Here is an 18,291-nt window from a genome sequence, read left to right as displayed (position 1 = left end):
ATTAGAATTTATTGCCGAATAATAAAGTCCAGCTTCGTGCATAATCGTCTTATGCAATCATCCAATGACACAAAAGACATCATCACAAACCAGTCGCCACCAGCATCAGAAAAATCTCGGGCGGCGTTAAAAGCGATTGCTACGTTTGAGGGTATTAAGGGGTTGGCCGCTTTAGCCGCTACGCTAGGCTTGCTGGACCTGCTGCACCATGATATTCGCCATCTGGCGATCGAGTTGATCGGTCATTTTGGCATGGACCCAACTGCGCATTATCCGTCTATTTTTCTGCATTACGCCGACGTCTTGAATGACGAAAATCGCCGCAACGTCGCGTTGATCGGATTGGCCTATATATCGCTGCGTTTCACAGAATGTTATGGCCTTTGGAATAATCGCGCCTGGGCGACCTGGTTGGGTGCGATATCGGGTGGAATCTATATTCCTATCGAAATTCGCCATCTTGTTTTGCATCCATCCTTGACGAATGCTGCGGTGCTGGCCGGAAACGTTTTTGTGGTGGCTTATCTGGTGTTGCAAATATGGCTAAAACGCACTGCGGAACGCAACACGCGCTAAAGCTTTTAATGGCTTCAGCGCGTGCGCTCCTTCATCGCAGAATTACTTCATGGTGTTACTTCTGAGTTACTTCACTGAGTAACCTCATCCATCTGTACAGCCGACCATTTATCCAGCATTTAAGTTGAAATATCTTTCAAGTCAGGATGTTGCGGTCGCGAGCCATACCACGCCATGACGAAAAATAGCACCGACAATATGCAAGATCCTACTAACAGGATGAATCCGCCATCCCAGCCCCAATGATCCACGGTGGAACCTAAAAGCGCACTGGCTGCGACTGAACCGCCAAGATAACCAAACAGACCGGTGAAACCAGCGGCGGTTCCTGCAGCTTTTTTCGGTGCCAGTTCCAGCGCGTACAAACCGATTAACATGACGGGCCCATAAATCAAAAAGCCGATAGCGCACAACGCAGCGATATCTATGCCGGGATTGCCAGCCGGATTGAGCCAATACACCAATGTCGCGATGGTGACCAGAATCATGAAGACAATTCCAGTCAAGGCACGGTTGCCTTTAAAGATTTTGTCTGACATCCAGCCGCACAATAATGTCCCAGGAATACCCGCCCATTCGTACATAAAATAGGCCCAGGATGATTTATCGATGCTGAAGTGTTTGACTTCGCGTAGATAAGTCGGCGCCCAATCCAACACGCCATACCGCAGCAAATAAACAAATACGTTGGCAAAAGCGATGTACCACAATAATTTGTTATTTAGTACGTAGCGAAACAGAATTTCCTTAGTGGTCAGTTCTTCTTCGTGGGATTTGTCGTAGCCTTCCGGATAATCGTTTTTATACTCTTCTACCGGCGGCAGTCCACAAGATTGTGGTGTGTCACGCATCATAACAAACGCGAAGATGGCAATCGCTACCGCTACCGCTGCGGGTACATAAAAGGCTGAACGCCAATCATTGAACCAACCCATGCCGAGAATAAAGAGCGGCCCGATCATTCCTCCACTAACATTGTGCGCAATGTTCCAGACCGAGACGACACTACCGCGCTCTTTCTGAGACCACCAATGCACCATCGTGCGCCCGGACGGCGGCCATCCCATACCCTGAACCCAACCGTTGATGAACAGCAGCGAGAACATGATTGTGACGCTAGATGTTGCCCAATGACTGAACCCCATCACGAACATGACTGCGGCCGAGACGAGTAAACCGAAAGGTAAAAAGAAACGTGGATTCGAACGATCAGAGACCATTCCCATGAGAAATTTTGATAAACCGTAGGCAATGGCTACACCCGACATGGCGAATCCTAGCTGCCCTCTGGTAAATCCTTGCTCTATCAAGGCTGGCATTGCCAATGAAAAATTCTTACGCACCAGATAGTAACCAGCGTAACCAAAAAAAATACCCAAAAAAATCTGCCAGCGTAAGCGGCGATAAGTGGGGTCAATTTTTTCTTTGGATAATAAGGCTTGATGTAACGCTGGGCGAAAAATATTGAACATTATTTTGTTGTCTCCGATACGGTTGGCATTTATGCAAATAGTTGACTTCAATTACATGACGCAATGCCATTTCATGCGGCAAGGATTCCGTTGGTCGCTAGCGCGCCACACGTTTCAAATCGATATTTGCACAATGATGGAAAAATGTTCACATGAGAACAATTTCCCAATAGGAATATAACACTCTATCCGCAGTTACTCGGCTATAAATGTTCGATTACGAACATTTAAGTAATAAAGCTATCATTAACGCGCATGTAGAATTACCTCTCTACGAACAATGGCGACGTGTTGATAGCGATGTAATAACATATACGTGATAGGCGAAACAGAGGGAGCGACGGAGAGTAAAGCGGGGGAACATAGGCTGTTTAACCATAAAAGTGCAAACAACAAAAAAGCATACTGCAGTCGTCAAGCTTTCGACCACCCGATTGCTGTTTTAATTATTTAGCTTATTTACATCGATACAAACTGACAGACGCCCAATAAAGGAAGAGACATGACTGCTGAATACCAACGCCAGGGAAACATCGCCCTTATCACTATTAACAATCCACCCGTGAACGGCATGGGTTTGATAACCCGCACGGCGATGGTTGATGGCATACAAAAGGCGCTCAGCGATGACGCGGTCAGGGCGATTGTTATTACCGGTGCAGGTCAGGCCTTTTCTGGCGGCGCCGATATAAAAGAATTCAACTCGCCAAAAGCATTAGCTGAACCGTCATTACATACCTTGATCAGCATTGTCGAAAACGCTACCAAACCTGTAGTAGCGGCGATCCATTCTGTCTGCATGGGTGGCGGCCTGGAATTATCGCTCGCATGTCACTATCGGATCTCAACGCCAACAGCAAAAATAGGTTTACCGGAAGTCAAATTGGGTCTGTTGCCGGGCGCAGGTGGCACGCAACGTTTACCGCGTGCGGTAGGACTGAAACTTGCCGTGGACATGATCGTCTCCGGCAATCCGATAGCTGCGGAAAAATTGGCGACGACGGCCCTTTTCGATGCATTGATCATGCCGGAAGCAAATGGCGAATGGATGCCAGCCGTACTCGCTTTCGCCGACAAGATAGCCAATCTGCGACCACTACCTAAAGTCCGGGATCTTACAGTTTCTCATTCTGATTATCCTGACTACCAGGCTTTTTTGCAGACCGCACGCGCGATCGTCGGTGGGACGTCAGAGCAATTTCCCGCTCCATTAAAATGTATTGACGCGATTGAGGCTGCAATCACCAAACCATTCGACGATGGCCTGCAATATGAACGTGACTTGTTTCTTGCGCTGCTACAAACAACCACCTCCAAAGCGATGCGCCATGCATTTTTTGGCGAACGTGCAGCCAGTAAAATTGTGGGGCTTTCTGCGGACACACCACGTCGACCAATTACCTGCGCGGCGGTCATCGGCGCTGGTACGATGGGCGGCGGTATCGCCATGAATTTTGCCAATGTTGGCATCCCGGTCATGATACTGGAAACTGACCCTGATGCTTTGAAAAAGGGTATGGCGATCATTCGAAAAAATTATGAGAACACGCTCAAAAAAGGCAAACTAACGCAAGACAAAGTTGACCAACGGATCGCTCTGATCACTGGCACGCTGGACTATGCAGCGATCAGCGATGCCGACATTGTGATCGAGGCCGTATTTGAAGACATGGAAGTCAAAAAAACGGTCTTTAAGACCCTCGATAACATCATGAAGCCCGGTGCAATTTTAGCCTCCAACACGTCGACGCTGAATCTGAATGAAATTGCAGCGTCCACCAAACGTCCCCAGGATGTCATCGGCATGCATTTTTTCAGTCCTGCAAACGTCATGCAACTGCTGGAAATTGTTCGCGGTGAAAAGACCGCCGACGACGTTTTGGTAACCACCTTGGCACTGACTAAAAAAATTCGCAAAACTGGCGTTGTTGCGGGTGTCTGCGATGGATTTATCGGCAACCGCATGGTGGAACAATATGTCCGTCAGGCTGGATTTTTGCTAGATGAAGGTTGTTTTCCGGAGCAGGTTGATAAAGCAATCGAACGGTTTGGCTGCGCAATGGGGCCGTTCCGGATGAGCGATCTGGCTGGCAACGACATCGGCTGGGCTATCCGAAAACGACGCGCGATCGATACACCTGAAATGACGTACTCAAAAACCGCCGACCTACTGTGTGAACTGGGACGTTTCGGTCAAAAAACCGGGGCTGGATGGTACGACTATAAAGCGGGCGACCGCAAAGCCTATCCATCCGCATTGGTCGATAACCTGATCACAAAAAACTCCAAAGCTAGTGGTGTCGCACGTCGGCAAATAAGCGATCAGGAAATCGTAGAACGATTGATATACTCACTGATAAACGAGGCGGCGCTTTTACTGGAAGAAGGAATCGCACAACGTGCCTCTGACATCGATATGGTGTATCTGACCGGTTATGGATTTCCTTTATTCCGCGGTGGCCCTTTGTTTTATGCTGATACAGTTGGCTTAAAAAGTGTTGTCGCGGCAATCGAAAAATACGCGCAAGGTTTGCACGGAGAAGCATGGAAAACCGCTCCCTTACTCGCACGCTTAGCGGCACAAAAGAAAACTTTTAACTAGACGCTATGACCGTCTTACACACCTCGACACAAAAAAAATATAGTGGGTAATGTTAACGGCGCAGGACGCCGCCTGTCATTATGGCCATCACTGTCATTGCGTTCGGGGCGACGCCAGGCGTCATCGCGATGATTAATGCGGCGACTTCCTCTACTCCTACATAAAGAAGTGACAACGCCCGACATTCAGGCAACATGGTTATCTCTATCATGCTCACCATAACCAATGGTGGATAGTCAAAATCATGGACGTGACAATTATTCGAGAATACAAAGGCCAAAAAATTTACGTTTTTACCCACCTCAATTCGGCCGGGTGGTTAATTAAGGTAAATCTGGAAAACGGTATCGAATGGAAAGATGAGAATACCTTCATAGGATCTCTTGAAGAAGTGGGCCAGGAAGGCGTCAGACGGGGACAACAGCTTATAGACAATCGCCTATAATTTTTTTAGTATTACTGCAAACTATCTGATGCAAGTCGCAGCTCAGAACCCAGTTTGCAATGAAATTTGTGAACATTTGTAAAAACAAGAAACTATAACTATAGTATTTATAGGCGACTATATACTTTACGCATTGCTGATCAGCGCAATAATAATTTATTAGAAAAGAATGGAGAGAGAAGAGCCAGCGCATCCACTTCAAATTACTCTCTCATTTTTTAAAATTTAGCCGTAAAAAAATAATATAGTTGCGGCTCACGTTCAATGACGCTAGACTTTTTCACCCACTGCTAAACTACGAAAGGAAATACCATGGAACATGGAATTCTCGCTTGGCTCATCATCGGTGCTATCGCCGGTTGGCTCGCTGGTGTCTTGGTTAAGGGCGGCGGCTTTGGTATTTTGGTCGACATTCTTGTTGGTATTGTGGGGGCATTCATCGGCGGCTGGCTGGCCGGTCTGATCGGCATCGGCGTCAGTGGTGGCATGATCGCTTCGATAGTCACAGCAACGATTGGTGCGATTGTACTGCTCGTCATCGTACGACTGGTGAAACGCGCATAGCAATTCATGCTGGCCTATAACTTATAGCAGCATGCACTGTCTTTCAATAACCTCAGAAGGTTATTGAAATTTCTCAATTCGCTACAAGGTAAGGCAAATATAACGACTCCGACGCTTAAATGTCCGAGTCGTTTTTTTATTTTTTGCGACTTATCCGCTCATCACACTAGAGCCCACGATATTTTTCATGTCGACATATTTGACACGTCTGAATTGGCACATATCGCCCTCAATTAAATAATCGTTTTGGCTCTTTTTGACAAGCATAGTGACGCCCTTCGACGCGCGAATATCTATTATTCCCATCTTCAAAAATCGGTATATACGCCTCAGCAAGGTGACGTAAATCGCATCACACCACCTTCTGGTGCTCCATGGAAAGGCGTCCAAATCAGCCATCTATGCTGTCCTAACTCGACAAAGTTTTGTCGTAAACACTTTTGTCGACGGTCCTATGATCAATACATCGCGACGCACATATCTCTTGCCAACATATGAATGGATGGGACCAGTCAATATTTTTGGCTGTGATTGGTTAGTGCAGGAGAAGCGATGTTTTTGAAAAAACAGGCAGTTTTGTGCAGCAATTTTTCTGTCAAAAATGTCGGGATTATGATTTTTTCTCACAACACCGACCGCCTGAAAAGCCTCGTGGCAGCTTTGATTTATAACGAAATCTTGTCTGTTAATTTTGGGCGTATATAGACGAGACCCCTTGCAATTAACGCCCTACACTCAGGAGAAATAAAAATGAAAAAGCAAATTATTGCCGCATCCATCGCTTCCCTTTTCTTAGTTGGGGGATATGCTAACGCACATCATTCGGCTCCATCATCAGGATCAAAAACAACGACAACAACGACAACGTTAACTGTCAAAAACTCTTCCAGCGCCAGTGCAACTGCAGGCGCTGGCGGAGCTGGTGGCGGCGCCACTAGTGGCTCCGTAACAAGCGGCCCGACATCCGGCGGTGCTGTGACTGCAGGCGATGCAACCCAAACCAACATGAGCGGCAACGCTAACAGCGGCAACAATAGCACTGGCGGCGGCGGAGCCAGCTCACAAGGTGGCAATACCACAGCCGGCAATACTAGCGGCGCTCCTGCTACCGCAGGTGCTGCTACTGGCGGCCCTGCTTCGTCGATTGGTGGTCCTGCCGGCAATGCAAAAGGCAACTCTGCCAGTGCAGATTCTGCAGCGACTGGCGCTGCTGGCGCTGGAAGCTCAAGCGGCTGGAAAAAAATGCCTAGCAGCGGTGGTTCTACTTCATCTACAGCAAATGCATCTGCAACTGGCAACACTACTGGCGGCAACGGTGGTGGCTCTGGCGCTACCGGTGGTGGGGCCACAGGCGGCAGCGCTGGCACCCTCACTAAGGGTTCGTCACAAACCGCAAACGGTAATTCTTTGGCAGTTGGTGGTGGTGCTAGCTCCAAAACTGGTATCGCAGATAGCTCGGTGAACGGTAACAGCAATACCGCTGGTTCTGCATACTCCTTAACAATTGGGGGAAGCGCAAAGAGCGGTCCAGCAATCGGCGGTGACGGCGGTAACGGTGGCGGCGCAACTGCAGCTGCAGCCTCGGGTAACCTCTAACTTTATAAAGTTTTTCGCGTAAAGGGAAGGGGAAGAGGGAAAGAGTACTTTCCCTCTCTCCTGGAACATACAGAAAAATAACGGAGAAGCCATGAAACACAAACTTCTAGGTATTCTGGTAGCCTCAATATTCACAGTACCAGTAGTCGCGGAAGCGAACAGTTCGACTCCAGTGTCGCCTACCTCCGCATCGACATCAACATCAACCGCGAGTGGTGGAGCAGGTGGAGCAGGTGGATCAGCCAATGGTGGTTCTGCCACTGGCGGAGCAGCTACCGGCGGCAGCGCTACCGGCGGAGCGGCATCAAATACCGTTTCAGGTACTACAGCCAACGGTAATACGTCGACCGTGAGCGTTTCGGTGACCTTGCCAAGCAGATCCTCCAGTGACTCCAGCTCTGGGTCGGGCTCCGGCACTGGGTCAGGCAGCGGAACCTCTGGTACAGGATCAGGTACAACCGGTACGACGGGGACCACAGCTGCCACAACAGCAGCGACTGATCCAAACACTACGACCGCAAAAGTCGAATATGGCGGTACTTATACAGTGAAAAGCGCACCTTCAATTACCGCACCATCACTGACCACAACGCTGTCCGATACTTGCATGGGCTCAGTATCATTTGGCTTATCACTGACTGGATTCGGCGCTACCGCCGCCTCGACCATGGTGGATCAAGCCTGCGTACGTCGCCTTGACTCAAGGGAATTCCGTGCAATGGGTCTCAACGATGTGGCGCTAGCACTCTTATGCCAAAGCGATGCCAATCGAAAAGCTGTAGAGGCAACCGGTCATGATTGTCCAGGTATGGCAAGACCAGCAGTCGCGGCAGCAAATACAGCACCAGCACTAGCACAGATATCTCGTAACGATGTAGCGGCTCCTGCTGCACCGACACCTGCTCCCGTGGCTGCCCCAGCTGCTGTTCCTAGTACAGTAACCGCTAGTAGCGTCAGTGATCCCGATAATACCGAATATCGCGATCCATTCGTACGCCGTCGCCTCGGCCTGGAACCACTACAAGATGAAACTACTACCAAATAGTCATAGTCTAACCATAGCTATGAGTGAATCAATAGAAGGCGAAGGACATGCAATGAAGCGCACGCCACTTTCCCGCGATCGGATTGCTGAGGCTCTTAAGCAGGAGGAGCTCGGTATGCCGGTAGCTGACGTAATTCGACAAGCCGGGATAACCGAGCGTACTTTTCAGAGCTGGAAAAAGCAATACGGTGGCTTACAGGATTACCCCCAGCGATTGAAATGCCTGGAGGAGGAGAACGTTAAGCTGAAACAAATTGTAGCTGAGCTAACCCTTGAAAACTCGCGCCTTGAGGATGCATTGGAAAACAAGCATCTCAGTCATTGATAACATGCTGATTCAAACGCGATCTCGACGCTATTTCGGTCTAGGCTAAATCGGTCAAAACCAACGTTAAAGTTGGCGTTGTAGACTGGGCTTAGGAACCATAACGCGAGGTTATGAGTTGTGAAGCGACGCAAAAACATTGGAAAGAAGTGTAGGTAATTAACCCTATCACGACTAACAAGACGCTCTTTCCTCATGCAAACAAACCATCAATTTGGTATGAAAGTTCCTGAAAAGAAACTAATTGATGTCAATAAAGCAGAAATAAATATTGTCTTTTTTACATCTAAATTTGACCATTTTTAAGTTTTTTTGATATAGGTCAAGGAAATTGTCTGCAATTATAGGAGTATTAAAGATGATTATTTGGCAACAATAAATTACTAAATAACAATACTAAAACTTGCCGTTAGGGGGAAGCTTCATGAATATTGGGGGCTTAAACACAGTCGGGGCGACGGACGATATTTCCGCCGTCAAGCATATTGGCATTATGGTTTTCGATGGCGTAATACTGGCCGATGTAGTGGGTGCGGCGGATGTATTCGGAATCGGAGACAAACTCATTTCAACCGCATTTCCCGGCACTACGCGCTATCAGGTATCGATTATGTCGATTTCTGGCGGCATGGTAACGTCCTCTGCCGCAGTGCAAATTCTGACAGCACCGATTACACAATTCGATAATCAGGATTTTGATACCCTTCTCATTGCCAGCGGCACGGGTAACTTTGACGCGTATCGCGATCCAGTGCTCATTACATGGCTACAAAAAAAGCGCAGCCAGGTTCGCCGCCTTGCCGCAATCTGCACCGGCGTATTTGTCATTGGGGCAGCAGGTTTTCTGAACAATCGCCGCGCCACCACACATTGGGCACTGGCAGACAAACTCGCGCGTGAATTTCCTAAAATCAACATTGATAGGGAAGCCCAGATCGTGGACGACAATAATATTTTCACATCATGCGATGTTGGCATGGCTACCGATCTCGCTTTACGTCTATTGGAAAACGATTTGGGACCCGCCGTTGCGCAACGTGTAGCGCAAAACCTTGTAGTGTGCCAACGACGCCGAGACACCTCACCTATCAATAACCCAGCGCGTCCCGTCGAATCGATGATTAATAGCAAAATCCACAAGGCTTCTCTCTGGTTCGTTGAACACCTTAGCGATCCTGTTTCAGTGATTGATGCCGCCAACTATGTCTACATGAGTGAGCGTAACTTCGTTCGCCAGTTCAAACGAGAAACTGGTCAAACGCCACACGACTTTCTCACAAACTTGCGACTGGAAGCGGTACGTCAGCAATTAACCGAGACCGATTTACCAGTCGATAAGATTGCCCGTCGTTGTGGACTGTTCAGTGGCGCGAATGTCGCAAAACTTTTCCGCAAGCAGATGTGGCCATCACCAACAGAATATCGTCGTGGCATTCGCCCGTCGGAAAGCAAGGCGCCGCAACTTCGGATTGCCGGACTACCGGATTGTTAAACGGTTGGTACCACGGAAGATTTTAAACGTCGACTATCTGCCTGGCGTAATTTATTTTTCAGCTAACATCAAAAGCGCCAGGTCAAGCCGACACCAAGCTGATGGCTGACTTCCGCGCTATTCAGACCAAATTTTATACCAGCATCAAGATCAACATCTTTATTAGGAGAGTAAATCAGCCCCGTGAGCATAAAGGCAGGATTGATCGTGCTCATGACATCGGAGTTACGGGTAATTCCGATATCTCCAACTACACTGCATTTTGGGGTAAGGCTGTAAGACACCGCAGCAGATGCGCGCCAAAGAGCGTCGCGATTGCTTTGTCGATCTGATGCTAACGCATAGCGATTAACATTAACCCCGATATTTCCGTGAAACATCCATGGAGACATATCGACGGTCCCAATCAAGGTCAGCGCTCCGCTGCTGCGACCGGTCCCCAAACTCCTGTTTTGATTACCGGTCGGCAGAACCAAAATGGGTTTGATAGCCAAACTGATCGGACCTTGCTCATAAAACCGCCATTTAATCCCAAGCGAGCCATCATTCACTCCGCGCGGTGACGATAATGTCGAGGGAACATCGCTAATAAGATCAACATTTGATAGCACGCCATAGGTAAAAGTAACGTCAGCAACATGGCTGAAATCACCTTGTTTTTTGTACCAGTCGGTATTCACTTCCAGTTGTCGGTTTCCGACATCCTGCGTGCTGGTGTCGTCAGTGACGAGCGGATGGGCCGCAAACGCTGATTGCAAAAACATCAATAGCGCAGGTGCACTTAATGCGTGCATTTTTTTAAATAACATCATTGACCTTCGCTGATTCCACCACCAAGCCTTGAAAGCTGCGGTCAGATTATTTTTTTATTACTCCACTATTTTACCTGCGGATAATTTCAAGAATATGACTTGTTACTTAGGAGTCTTGCGACGCTGTATGCAGGCCATCAATGTAGACTCGGATTATCACCGCACCGTCTTCGAAAGTGCGCTTCGAAGACGGTTATCCATTGCGGCCAAATGCAGGTGTATCACTCTATATAGAGCGTTAAACGTTTATTGAGAATTAGAAGGAATGGATGTGTACCAATTTTCCACCAAGTAGCATCTCACCCAACCCATTCCTACTGAACTCTTTATTCGTTGTGATAGCGGGTAACGCGCTCTACTTCCGTTTTAGATCCCAAAAACACCGGCACACGTTGATGTAGTTTGTGCGGGACGATATCCAGGATTGCCTGTTTTCCATCCGTCGCCACACCGCCCGCCTGCTCTACCAGCATTGCCATTGGATTGGCTTCATACATCAAGCGCAATTTTCCTGGCATATCAGGATCGCGTGAATCGGCTGGATACATAAAGATGCCACCACGGCTAAGAATACGGTGTACGTCTGCCACCATAGAGGCAACCCAGCGCATGTTGAAATCTTTCTTCAACGGTCCGGCGCTGCCTTCCAGCATCTCATTGACGTAACGCGTGACCGGTGGAAACCAATGCCGGGTGTTCGATGCATTGATGGCGAATTCCTTGGTTTCAGTTGGTATCTGAATATCACGTTGCGTCAGCACCCATGCGCCCATTTCCCGGTCCAGAGTAAAGCAATGCACACCATTTCCGGTAGTCAATACCAGCATCGTTTGTGGGCCGTAGACCGCATAACCGGCGGCGACTTGCTGGCGACCTGATTGCAAAAAATCTTGCTCGGTAGGCGCTTGCATGCCATCCGGCGCTTTGAGGACTGAAAAGATGGTACCGATCGAGACATTGACGTCAATATTACTGGAGCCATCAAGTGGATCGAACAACAATAGATATTCGCCCTGCGGATAGCGATTGGGAATCGGATGAATAGTTTCCATTTCCTCCGATGCCATCGCTGCCAGATGACCGCCCCACTCGTTCGCCTCAAGCAGAATTTCATTAGAAATGATATCCAGTTTCTTTTGCACTTCGCCCTGTACGTTTTCGCTTTCAGCGCTTCCCAGTACTTCGCCCAACGCACCCTTACCGACGGCATGGCTAATCGTTTTACAGGCGCGCCCGACGACCTCGATCAGCAAACGTAATTCGGAAGGAATACTATTGTGTAGACGCTGTTGTTCGATAAGATGTTGTGTGAGGCTTACACGTTTCATGTGAATTTTTCCTAAAATATTAATGAGCAAGTGCTTTGGAAATAACTTCCAGCACGTCTTTGGACAAATCCGGTGTTGCGGCGATGCGCTCTAAAGCGCCGCGCATTTTTTCTTGCACCGTCGGCGCATATTTTCTCCAGCGATCCAGCGTACGGGCCAGCCGAGCGGCAACTTGCGGATTTACGCTATTGAGAGCAATCACCTGGTCTGCCCAGAATGCATAACCGCTGCCATCAACAGCGTGAAAATTGGCTGGATTGCTATTACAGAAACTGAAAATCAAACTCCGCGCGCGATTTGGATTGCTGAAAGTAAAGGCCGGATGCTTAAGCAAATCCCTGACCGCATTTACGTCGCTGGTGCGTGCCATGGCTTGCAACGCGAACCACTTATCGATCACCAATGCCTCCTGCGCGAAATCGGTATAAAACTGCGATAACGCAGCAATTTTTCCTGGCGCACTGCTATTCGTCAGAGCCAGCAAAGCAGCAAAGCGATCAGTCATGTTAGTGGCATCGTTGTACTGTTGCTGTGCCAGTGCATGTATCTCATCGTCGTCGCCTTCCATCAAATACGACAGCGCTACATTTTTCAGCGCTCGTTTACCAGCAGAAAGTGCATCTGCGCTATAAGCGCCGGGAGTTTGATTGGCGTGGTATGCGGCCAACAAGTCAGTACGCAATGTCTGCGCAAGGCTGGAGCGCAAAAATTGGCGCGCTGCATGAATTGCCTGCGGATCGATCACCTCGGTTTGCTCAGCCAGTACTGATTCAGACGGCAAGGTAATCGCCAACTCCCGGAAAGCCTCATCCAGCGTTGCATCGTTCAAAATAATGCGCATAGCCTCGCCAAGCGCATCGCTATTCGCTCCCGCAGCGCTCAGCATAGCCTCCAATGACGCTTCGTTCGGGGTGGCGGACATTGCGGCTGCGGCAGCCGTCATTGTCAACGTAAGCAAGCTGCGGGTGGCCAACCGTTGACCCGCTTCCCAACGATTGAATGGATCGCTGTCATGTGCCAGCAAGAAGGCCAGTTCAGCATCTGTATACGTAACATCCAGTACAACCGGCGCTGAAAAATTGCGCAGGATGGATGGCACAGGCTGTTCCGCCACGTCAATGAAACGGAAGGTTTGCTGTGCTTTAGTCAGCTCAAGAACGCGGGTAATTTCAGTCGGTAAGTCTTTGTGATCAACTGCGCTTTCTCCTTTCAGGCGCAACGGCAAATCGCTACCATTTTTGCCAACCAAACCAATCGCCACAGGAATATGGAACGGTAATTTCTTCTTTTGACCCGGTGTAGGCAGACACGTTTGCGTCAGCGTCACGTCGAAGGTTTTTTTAATCGGATCGTAATGTGTTTTAGCATGCACACGCGGGGTTCCCGCCTGGCTGTACCAGCGTTCAAACTGCGTCAAGTCGCGACCGTTGGCATCCACCATGGCAGCGCGAAAATCATCGCAGGCTACGGCTTGACCATCATGACGCTTGAAGTACAGATCCATGCCCTTTCTGAATCCGTCGCGCCCAAGCAAAGTTTGATACATACGGACAACTTCGGCACCTTTTTCGTAAATGGTAACGGTGTAGAAATTGTTGATTTCAACATACGCGTCCGGACGCACTGAATGCGCCATCGGGCCCGCGTCTTCTGGAAACTGCGCCTGGCGTAATACGCGCACATCATCGATACGCTTCACCGCACGACCACTATCGGTACCGACCATGTCAGCAGAAAATTCCTGATCACGGAAAACAGTCAATCCTTCTTTAAGCGACAATTGAAACCAGTCACGGCAGGTGACACGGTTTCCGGTCCAGTTATGAAAATATTCATGACCGACTACCGCTTCGATATTGGCGTAATCGACATCGGTTGCCAGATGCGGATTGGCGAGGACAAATTTGGTATTGAATATATTCAAACCCTTATTTTCCATCGCGCCCATATTGAAATCACCGACCGCCACGATCATGAAGCGATCCAGATCCAACTCCAATCCAAAGCGCTCTTCGTCCCAACGAATACTATTTTTGAGCGAATCCATCGCATGTTGCGTTTTGTCGAGATTTCCTTTTTCGACCCATACTTGCAGCAATACTTTACGACCTGATTTCAGCGTATATTTTTCTTGCTGGCAAACCAGCTTGCCCGCAACCAGCGCGAATAAATACGAAGGCTTTTTGAACGGGTCTTCCCATTTTGCATAATGGCGACCATCACCCAAATCACCCTTTTCGATCAGATTGCCATTTGATAACAGCACTGGATATTTTTTCTTATTAGCGCGCAGCATGACGGTGTACTTCGCCATCACGTCCGGGCGATCCGGGAAATACGTAATCTTGCGGAAACCTTCCGCTTCACACTGTGTGAAAAAATTACCATTCGACACATACAAACCCATTAACGACGTATTTTTTTCTGGTTGGGTCAGCGTTTCAATTTCAAGAGTAACTTTGGCTGGCGCAAGCGGGATTCGCAACGTGCCGCCCTGCAACTGATACTGGCCTGACTTTAACTGCTTGCCGTTCAGACGCAAGCTGATCAGTTCCAGCTCCTCACCCACCAGTACGATTCCTTTGTCAAGGCTTGCCGGATTACGGCGCATCACAATGCGGGTAGCAACCCGAGTCGAAGCGGGATCAAGATCGAAACCCATATCTACCGTATCAACCCAGTAAGAAGGAGCGGTGTAATCTTTACGATAAATCGTAGATGGTGTTGCTGCCGTATCGTTACGCATAGGATCTAGTGATGAGAAATTCGTAGAAAACACGATTCTACCAAGCAACCGCCGAATGTTCATGCAATTTGGCTGTAACGCTTGGTCAGGGCATGAGATGTAAAGGCGTATTGTTATTACATTGTTTGAGCACAACCCCAGCCATTCAGACCACGAACAAGCGTCACTAGTCCATGACAAACAGAATCACAGACGGACGCGTACAATCCCCTATAAGAAGAAGTGCTCGCGATAACGACGGATCGCCGACGTTAGCGTTATTTCACGTCGAGTTATCAGGGATGAACTCTACGGCAATATTTCACTCCAAGAATACGGTCCACCCAACAGACGAGAATTTTTTTATTGCGCTCTACCGAGGAAAATTATGAAACGGTTTTTAGTTCTTTGTATGGCTGCGATGTGTTTGCTACTGGCTGGTTGCGCCTCTTTCATCCGTAGTGACGTCACGGCGTTCAACGAGTGGCCCGCTGATCTGACCAACAAGTCATTCACCTTTACCCACTCAACCGAGCAAGATAATGATCTTGAATACCGCAACTACGAGAACCTGGTGCGCCAGCAGCTTCAACGGCTTGGCTTTACCGAACCGGCAAACCGCGCGCAAGCCGCGCTAACTGTAGCGTTAACATACGGTGTCACCGCGCGCGACGTGCACGTTGTGGAACCAGTGGTGATTGATCCTGGTTTTTATGGGTCTCCGTTCTATGGTCCAGGATGGGGATACCGCGGATTCTACGGCCCATTCAATGATCCATTTTGGTACGGCACACCGGTAGTGACCCAGCGCGAGCTGAATTTTCAGGTATTCACACGCCGTGCAAATGTTGGCATTTCCCGCATCAGCGACGCCAAAAAATTGTATGACGTGACCGTTGTCAGCGAGGGACGAGTCAGCGCATTGCCAAAGGTAATGCCTTATTTAATCCGTAGCGCATTTAGCGACTTCCCTGGGCAAAGCGGTGTTCCACGGCAGGTAAAGCTAAAAGTTGAAGACAGCAAATAGTGACCCACCAAATCGGGTAGCTGCTATGCTCAAGGAATAGTTCGATGGAAACCTGCACCATGTCTTTACGACAGGCGCAGGTTTCATCGTTTGTGGCGGAATTTATTAGCCAATTGAGACTAATGTTGAAACAATCAGGTATAAAACCACTCGCTGGCAAACGTAATAAAGCCAATCAAGATCACCATTAATATCAGCACTATTAGCAAGCGACCAAATTTCGGCGTACCATCCGTACCGGTCGGCTGCTCTTCTGGATGGCCCATTGGATTATTTTCATGGACCGTTTCCTGGTGTTCGATTTTGTCGCTCATGGCTTACTTTATAATAAAAAAATTAAGGAATCAGAATCGTCGAGCCAGTTGTTTTACGCCCTTCCAGATCGATGTGCGCCTGCGCAGCATCTTTTAGAGCATAACGTTGATTGATATCGATCACGATTTTTTTACTACCGATCATTTGAAACAAATCAGCAGCGGCCGCATCAAGCTCGGCACGCGTCGAGATGTAGTGTGACAGCGATGGTCGTGTAATGGATAACGAACCGCGCGAAACCAGTTCATTCAAGCTAAACGGTGGCACCGGTCCGGAAGAACTACCAAAGCTGACCATCGTTCCGAGCGGCGAGAGACAATCCAATGAGTCGATGAAGGTATCCTTGCCAATCGAATCGAACACCACGGGCACGCCTTTGCCATTGGTGAACTCCTTCATCCGCTCAACGATATTTTCGGTCTTCGAATTGATCACATGGGTGCAACCTGCGGCCAGCGCCAACGCTTTTTTCTCGTCTGAGCTGACCGTGCCGATCATCTTCACACCGAGCGAACGCGCCCACTGCGCGGCAATCAGCCCTACCCCGCCAGCGGCCGCGTGAAATAGTATGGTGTCGCCCTCTTTTACGGGAAAGGTCCGTCTGAACAAATATTGAACCGTCAGCCCTTGTAACAGGGAAGCGGCTGCGACATCAAACGAAATCTCGTCTGGTAATTTAACCAGCATCGCCACAGGCATCAGGCGGACTTCGGAATAGGAGCCATTTGGCCGCCCTGCATAGGCGACGCGATCACCCCGTTTAAAACCAAGAACACCCAACCCGACAGCCTCGATTACGCCAGCGCCCTCTTGCCCCACACCACCGGGCAGCGGTTGCGGATACAAGCCGATTCGGAAATAGACATCGATAAAATTTACCCCGCATGCAACATTCCGAATTCTGACTTCGCCCGGCCCAGGCTCGCCAACTTCAACATCGACGTACTCCATCACCTCAGGACCACCTGTCTTGCGAATTACGATTGCTTTAACCATTATTTTCTCGATTCTAAATAAAAAAATGCTCTGTTATTTACAAGGCCAACCTAAACGATGAGTCTGACACAAATTTGTTCGGGTAACTCACTGCTTATTACCCTCTGACAAAACAGTACGAGGTGCCGAGAGTCGAGGCCGCCGAGACTGCAAGAAACATTCAACCAACAGGCAATTTTTAATTTATTTTTAAAAGGTGCCCGGATAAGCGCCGCCGTCGAGCAAAATATTTTGCCCCGTCAGGTAACCGGCATGTGCGCTACACATAAATGCACACATCGCACCAAATTCGGCGGCATTTCCAAATCGTTTTGCTGGTATTTGCCCAGCTCTTGCTTGCTGTACTTGCTCAATGGTCGTACCGTTAGCTGAAGCAGATGCGGCCTGCATCGAACGCAAACGATCAGTATCAAACGCACCCGGCAATAAATTATTGATCGTTACGTTGTGTGCGACTGTCTTGCGAGCAATACCTGCAACAAATCCGGTAAGACCAGAACGCGCACCGTTCGATAAACCGAGTACGTCAATCGGCGCTTTCACCGAGCTTGATGTGATATTCACGATACGACCAAAACCACGGGCGATCATGCCATCCACAGTGGCCTTAATCAGTTCAATCGGCGTCAACATATTGGCGTCAAGCGCCTTGATCCAGTCGTCCCGCTGCCAATCACGAAAATCACCCATCGGTGGACCGCCAGCATTAGTCACCAAAATATCCGGTTGCGGACAAGCAGCCAACACCAGCGCTCGCCCCTCCGCTGTGGTGATATCACAGACAACAGCAATTACCTCAACGCCGTAGGCATCGCGCAACTGCTGCGCCGTTTGCTCCAGCGTTTCCGCTGTCCGTGCTACCAATGTTAAATTGACGCCATCGCCCGCTAATGCTTCAGCACATCCGCGTCCTAATCCTTTGCTGGCACCGCAGACCAAGGCTTGCTTGCCACGAATTCCAAGATCCATTT

Annotated in this window: 17 protein-coding genes; 9 read left to right on the top strand and 8 right to left on the bottom strand. The window is 48.9% G+C overall.

The genetic code is table 11. The features are described 5' to 3' along the window. Nucleotides 1–51: 51 nt before the first annotated feature. Nucleotides 52–576, top strand: a complete 525-nt coding sequence (locus RGU75_RS11995; RefSeq protein WP_322236195.1) for a DUF2127 domain-containing protein — start codon at nucleotides 52–54, stop codon at nucleotides 574–576. A gap of 119 nt (nucleotides 577–695) precedes the next feature. Here RGU75_RS11995 and glpT read toward each other — a convergent pair whose 3' ends face one another. Beyond that, nucleotides 696–2,048 carry a glycerol-3-phosphate transporter gene (gene glpT / locus RGU75_RS11990; RefSeq protein WP_322236193.1) on the bottom strand — a complete coding sequence of 451 codons (1,353 nt, stop codon included), beginning with the start codon at nucleotides 2,046–2,048 and terminating at the stop codon, nucleotides 696–698. A 502-nt stretch (nucleotides 2,049–2,550) separates the two neighbouring features. Here glpT and RGU75_RS11985 point away from each other — a divergent pair. Then, on the top strand, nucleotides 2,551–4,650 hold the full coding sequence (locus RGU75_RS11985; protein WP_322236191.1) for a 3-hydroxyacyl-CoA dehydrogenase NAD-binding domain-containing protein: 2,100 nt from the start codon (nucleotides 2,551–2,553) through the stop codon (nucleotides 4,648–4,650). Between the two features lie 52 nt (nucleotides 4,651–4,702). Here RGU75_RS11985 and RGU75_RS11980 read toward each other — a convergent pair whose 3' ends face one another. Continuing rightward, nucleotides 4,703–4,846, bottom strand: coding sequence for a hypothetical protein (locus tag RGU75_RS11980; RefSeq protein ID WP_322236189.1), 144 nt, complete (start codon nucleotides 4,844–4,846; stop codon nucleotides 4,703–4,705). Nucleotides 4,847–4,894: 48 nt separating this feature from the next. Here RGU75_RS11980 and RGU75_RS11975 point away from each other — a divergent pair, with 48 nt between their 5' ends. The 6 genes from RGU75_RS11975 (at nucleotide 4,895) to RGU75_RS11950 (ending at nucleotide 10,117) form a co-directional block, all read left to right on the top strand. Beyond that, on the top strand, nucleotides 4,895–5,095 hold the full coding sequence (locus RGU75_RS11975) for a hypothetical protein (protein WP_322236187.1): 201 nt from the start codon (nucleotides 4,895–4,897) through the stop codon (nucleotides 5,093–5,095). 312 nt (nucleotides 5,096–5,407) lie between these two features. Then, nucleotides 5,408–5,659, top strand: coding sequence for a GlsB/YeaQ/YmgE family stress response membrane protein (locus RGU75_RS11970; protein ID WP_322236185.1), 252 nt, complete (start codon nucleotides 5,408–5,410; stop codon nucleotides 5,657–5,659). Between the two features lie 750 nt (nucleotides 5,660–6,409). After that, the gene (locus RGU75_RS11965; RefSeq protein WP_322236183.1) at nucleotides 6,410–7,255 is read left to right on the top strand and encodes a hypothetical protein; all 846 of its coding nucleotides are present in this window, start codon (nucleotides 6,410–6,412) and stop codon (nucleotides 7,253–7,255) included. Nucleotides 7,256–7,346: 91 nt separating this feature from the next. Next, entirely contained in the window at nucleotides 7,347–8,300 is a 954-nt protein-coding gene (locus tag RGU75_RS11960; protein ID WP_322236181.1) for a hypothetical protein, read from the top strand. 19 nt (nucleotides 8,301–8,319) lie between these two features. Next, nucleotides 8,320–8,625 (top strand): transposase, encoded by a 306-nt coding sequence (locus RGU75_RS11955; RefSeq protein WP_322236179.1) that lies wholly within the window; start codon nucleotides 8,320–8,322, stop codon nucleotides 8,623–8,625. 424 nt (nucleotides 8,626–9,049) lie between these two features. Next, a complete protein-coding gene (locus RGU75_RS11950; RefSeq protein WP_322236178.1) occupies nucleotides 9,050–10,117 on the top strand; it encodes a GlxA family transcriptional regulator in 1,068 nt (355 codons plus the stop codon). A 68-nt stretch (nucleotides 10,118–10,185) separates the two neighbouring features. On the opposite strand, the gene RGU75_RS11945 is transcribed toward RGU75_RS11950, so the two are convergent. From RGU75_RS11945 to pepN, 3 genes are all read right to left on the bottom strand, one after another. After that, nucleotides 10,186–10,929, bottom strand: a complete 744-nt coding sequence (locus tag RGU75_RS11945) for a transporter (RefSeq protein ID WP_322236176.1) — start codon at nucleotides 10,927–10,929, stop codon at nucleotides 10,186–10,188. Between the two features lie 326 nt (nucleotides 10,930–11,255). Next, nucleotides 11,256–12,257 carry a class 1 fructose-bisphosphatase gene (locus RGU75_RS11940; protein ID WP_322236174.1) on the bottom strand — a complete coding sequence of 334 codons (1,002 nt, stop codon included), beginning with the start codon at nucleotides 12,255–12,257 and terminating at the stop codon, nucleotides 11,256–11,258. Nucleotides 12,258–12,276: 19 nt separating this feature from the next. After that, nucleotides 12,277–15,003, bottom strand: a complete 2,727-nt coding sequence (pepN, locus tag RGU75_RS11935) for an aminopeptidase N (RefSeq protein WP_322236172.1) — start codon at nucleotides 15,001–15,003, stop codon at nucleotides 12,277–12,279. Between the two features lie 367 nt (nucleotides 15,004–15,370). Here pepN and RGU75_RS11930 point away from each other — a divergent pair, with 367 nt between their 5' ends. After that, complete coding sequence (locus RGU75_RS11930; protein ID WP_322236170.1) at nucleotides 15,371–16,009, top strand: DUF4136 domain-containing protein; 639 nt, start codon at nucleotides 15,371–15,373, stop codon at nucleotides 16,007–16,009. A gap of 134 nt (nucleotides 16,010–16,143) precedes the next feature. Here RGU75_RS11930 and RGU75_RS11925 read toward each other — a convergent pair whose 3' ends face one another. The 3 genes from RGU75_RS11925 to RGU75_RS11915 all read right to left on the bottom strand — a co-directional run bounded on the left by RGU75_RS11925 (nucleotide 16,144) and on the right by RGU75_RS11915 (nucleotide 18,289). Then, nucleotides 16,144–16,323, bottom strand: a complete 180-nt coding sequence (locus RGU75_RS11925; RefSeq protein ID WP_322236169.1) for a hypothetical protein — start codon at nucleotides 16,321–16,323, stop codon at nucleotides 16,144–16,146. Between the two features lie 22 nt (nucleotides 16,324–16,345). Next, complete coding sequence (locus tag RGU75_RS11920) at nucleotides 16,346–17,320, bottom strand: quinone oxidoreductase (protein ID WP_322236167.1); 975 nt, start codon at nucleotides 17,318–17,320, stop codon at nucleotides 16,346–16,348. Nucleotides 17,321–17,509: 189 nt separating this feature from the next. Next, nucleotides 17,510–18,289 (bottom strand): SDR family oxidoreductase, encoded by a 780-nt coding sequence (locus RGU75_RS11915; protein ID WP_322236165.1) that lies wholly within the window; start codon nucleotides 18,287–18,289, stop codon nucleotides 17,510–17,512. Between the last annotated feature and the right edge of the window lie 2 nt (nucleotides 18,290–18,291).

Origin of the sequence: Glaciimonas sp. CA11.2, assembly GCF_034314045.1 — a bacterium.
Classification (GTDB): Bacteria; Pseudomonadota; Gammaproteobacteria; order Burkholderiales; family Burkholderiaceae_D; genus Glaciimonas.
Note: the sequence above shows the minus strand (reverse complement) of the source record. Positions and strands in the feature narration are given on the sequence as shown.

Excerpts from the sequence above, each read along its gene's own strand:
- RGU75_RS11995 (WP_322236195.1), top strand. The coding sequence starts at position 52 with ATGCAATCATCCAATGACACAAAAGACATCATCACAAACCAGTCGCCA.
- glpT (WP_322236193.1), bottom strand. The coding sequence starts at position 2,048 with ATGTTCAATATTTTTCGCCCAGCGTTACATCAAGCCTTATTATCCAAA.
- RGU75_RS11985 (WP_322236191.1), top strand. The coding sequence starts at position 2,551 with ATGACTGCTGAATACCAACGCCAGGGAAACATCGCCCTTATCACTATT.
- RGU75_RS11980 (WP_322236189.1), bottom strand. The coding sequence starts at position 4,846 with ATGTTGCCTGAATGTCGGGCGTTGTCACTTCTTTATGTAGGAGTAGAG.
- RGU75_RS11975 (WP_322236187.1), top strand. The coding sequence starts at position 4,895 with ATGGACGTGACAATTATTCGAGAATACAAAGGCCAAAAAATTTACGTT.
- RGU75_RS11970 (WP_322236185.1), top strand. The coding sequence starts at position 5,408 with ATGGAACATGGAATTCTCGCTTGGCTCATCATCGGTGCTATCGCCGGT.
- RGU75_RS11965 (WP_322236183.1), top strand. The coding sequence starts at position 6,410 with ATGAAAAAGCAAATTATTGCCGCATCCATCGCTTCCCTTTTCTTAGTT.
- RGU75_RS11960 (WP_322236181.1), top strand. The coding sequence starts at position 7,347 with ATGAAACACAAACTTCTAGGTATTCTGGTAGCCTCAATATTCACAGTA.
- RGU75_RS11955 (WP_322236179.1), top strand. The coding sequence starts at position 8,320 with ATGAGTGAATCAATAGAAGGCGAAGGACATGCAATGAAGCGCACGCCA.
- RGU75_RS11950 (WP_322236178.1), top strand. The coding sequence starts at position 9,050 with ATGAATATTGGGGGCTTAAACACAGTCGGGGCGACGGACGATATTTCC.
- RGU75_RS11945 (WP_322236176.1), bottom strand. The coding sequence starts at position 10,929 with ATGATGTTATTTAAAAAAATGCACGCATTAAGTGCACCTGCGCTATTG.
- RGU75_RS11940 (WP_322236174.1), bottom strand. The coding sequence starts at position 12,257 with ATGAAACGTGTAAGCCTCACACAACATCTTATCGAACAACAGCGTCTA.
- pepN (WP_322236172.1), bottom strand. The coding sequence starts at position 15,003 with ATGCGTAACGATACGGCAGCAACACCATCTACGATTTATCGTAAAGAT.
- RGU75_RS11930 (WP_322236170.1), top strand. The coding sequence starts at position 15,371 with ATGAAACGGTTTTTAGTTCTTTGTATGGCTGCGATGTGTTTGCTACTG.
- RGU75_RS11925 (WP_322236169.1), bottom strand. The coding sequence starts at position 16,323 with ATGAGCGACAAAATCGAACACCAGGAAACGGTCCATGAAAATAATCCA.
- RGU75_RS11920 (WP_322236167.1), bottom strand. The coding sequence starts at position 17,320 with ATGGTTAAAGCAATCGTAATTCGCAAGACAGGTGGTCCTGAGGTGATG.
- RGU75_RS11915 (WP_322236165.1), bottom strand. The coding sequence starts at position 18,289 with ATGGATCTTGGAATTCGTGGCAAGCAAGCCTTGGTCTGCGGTGCCAGC.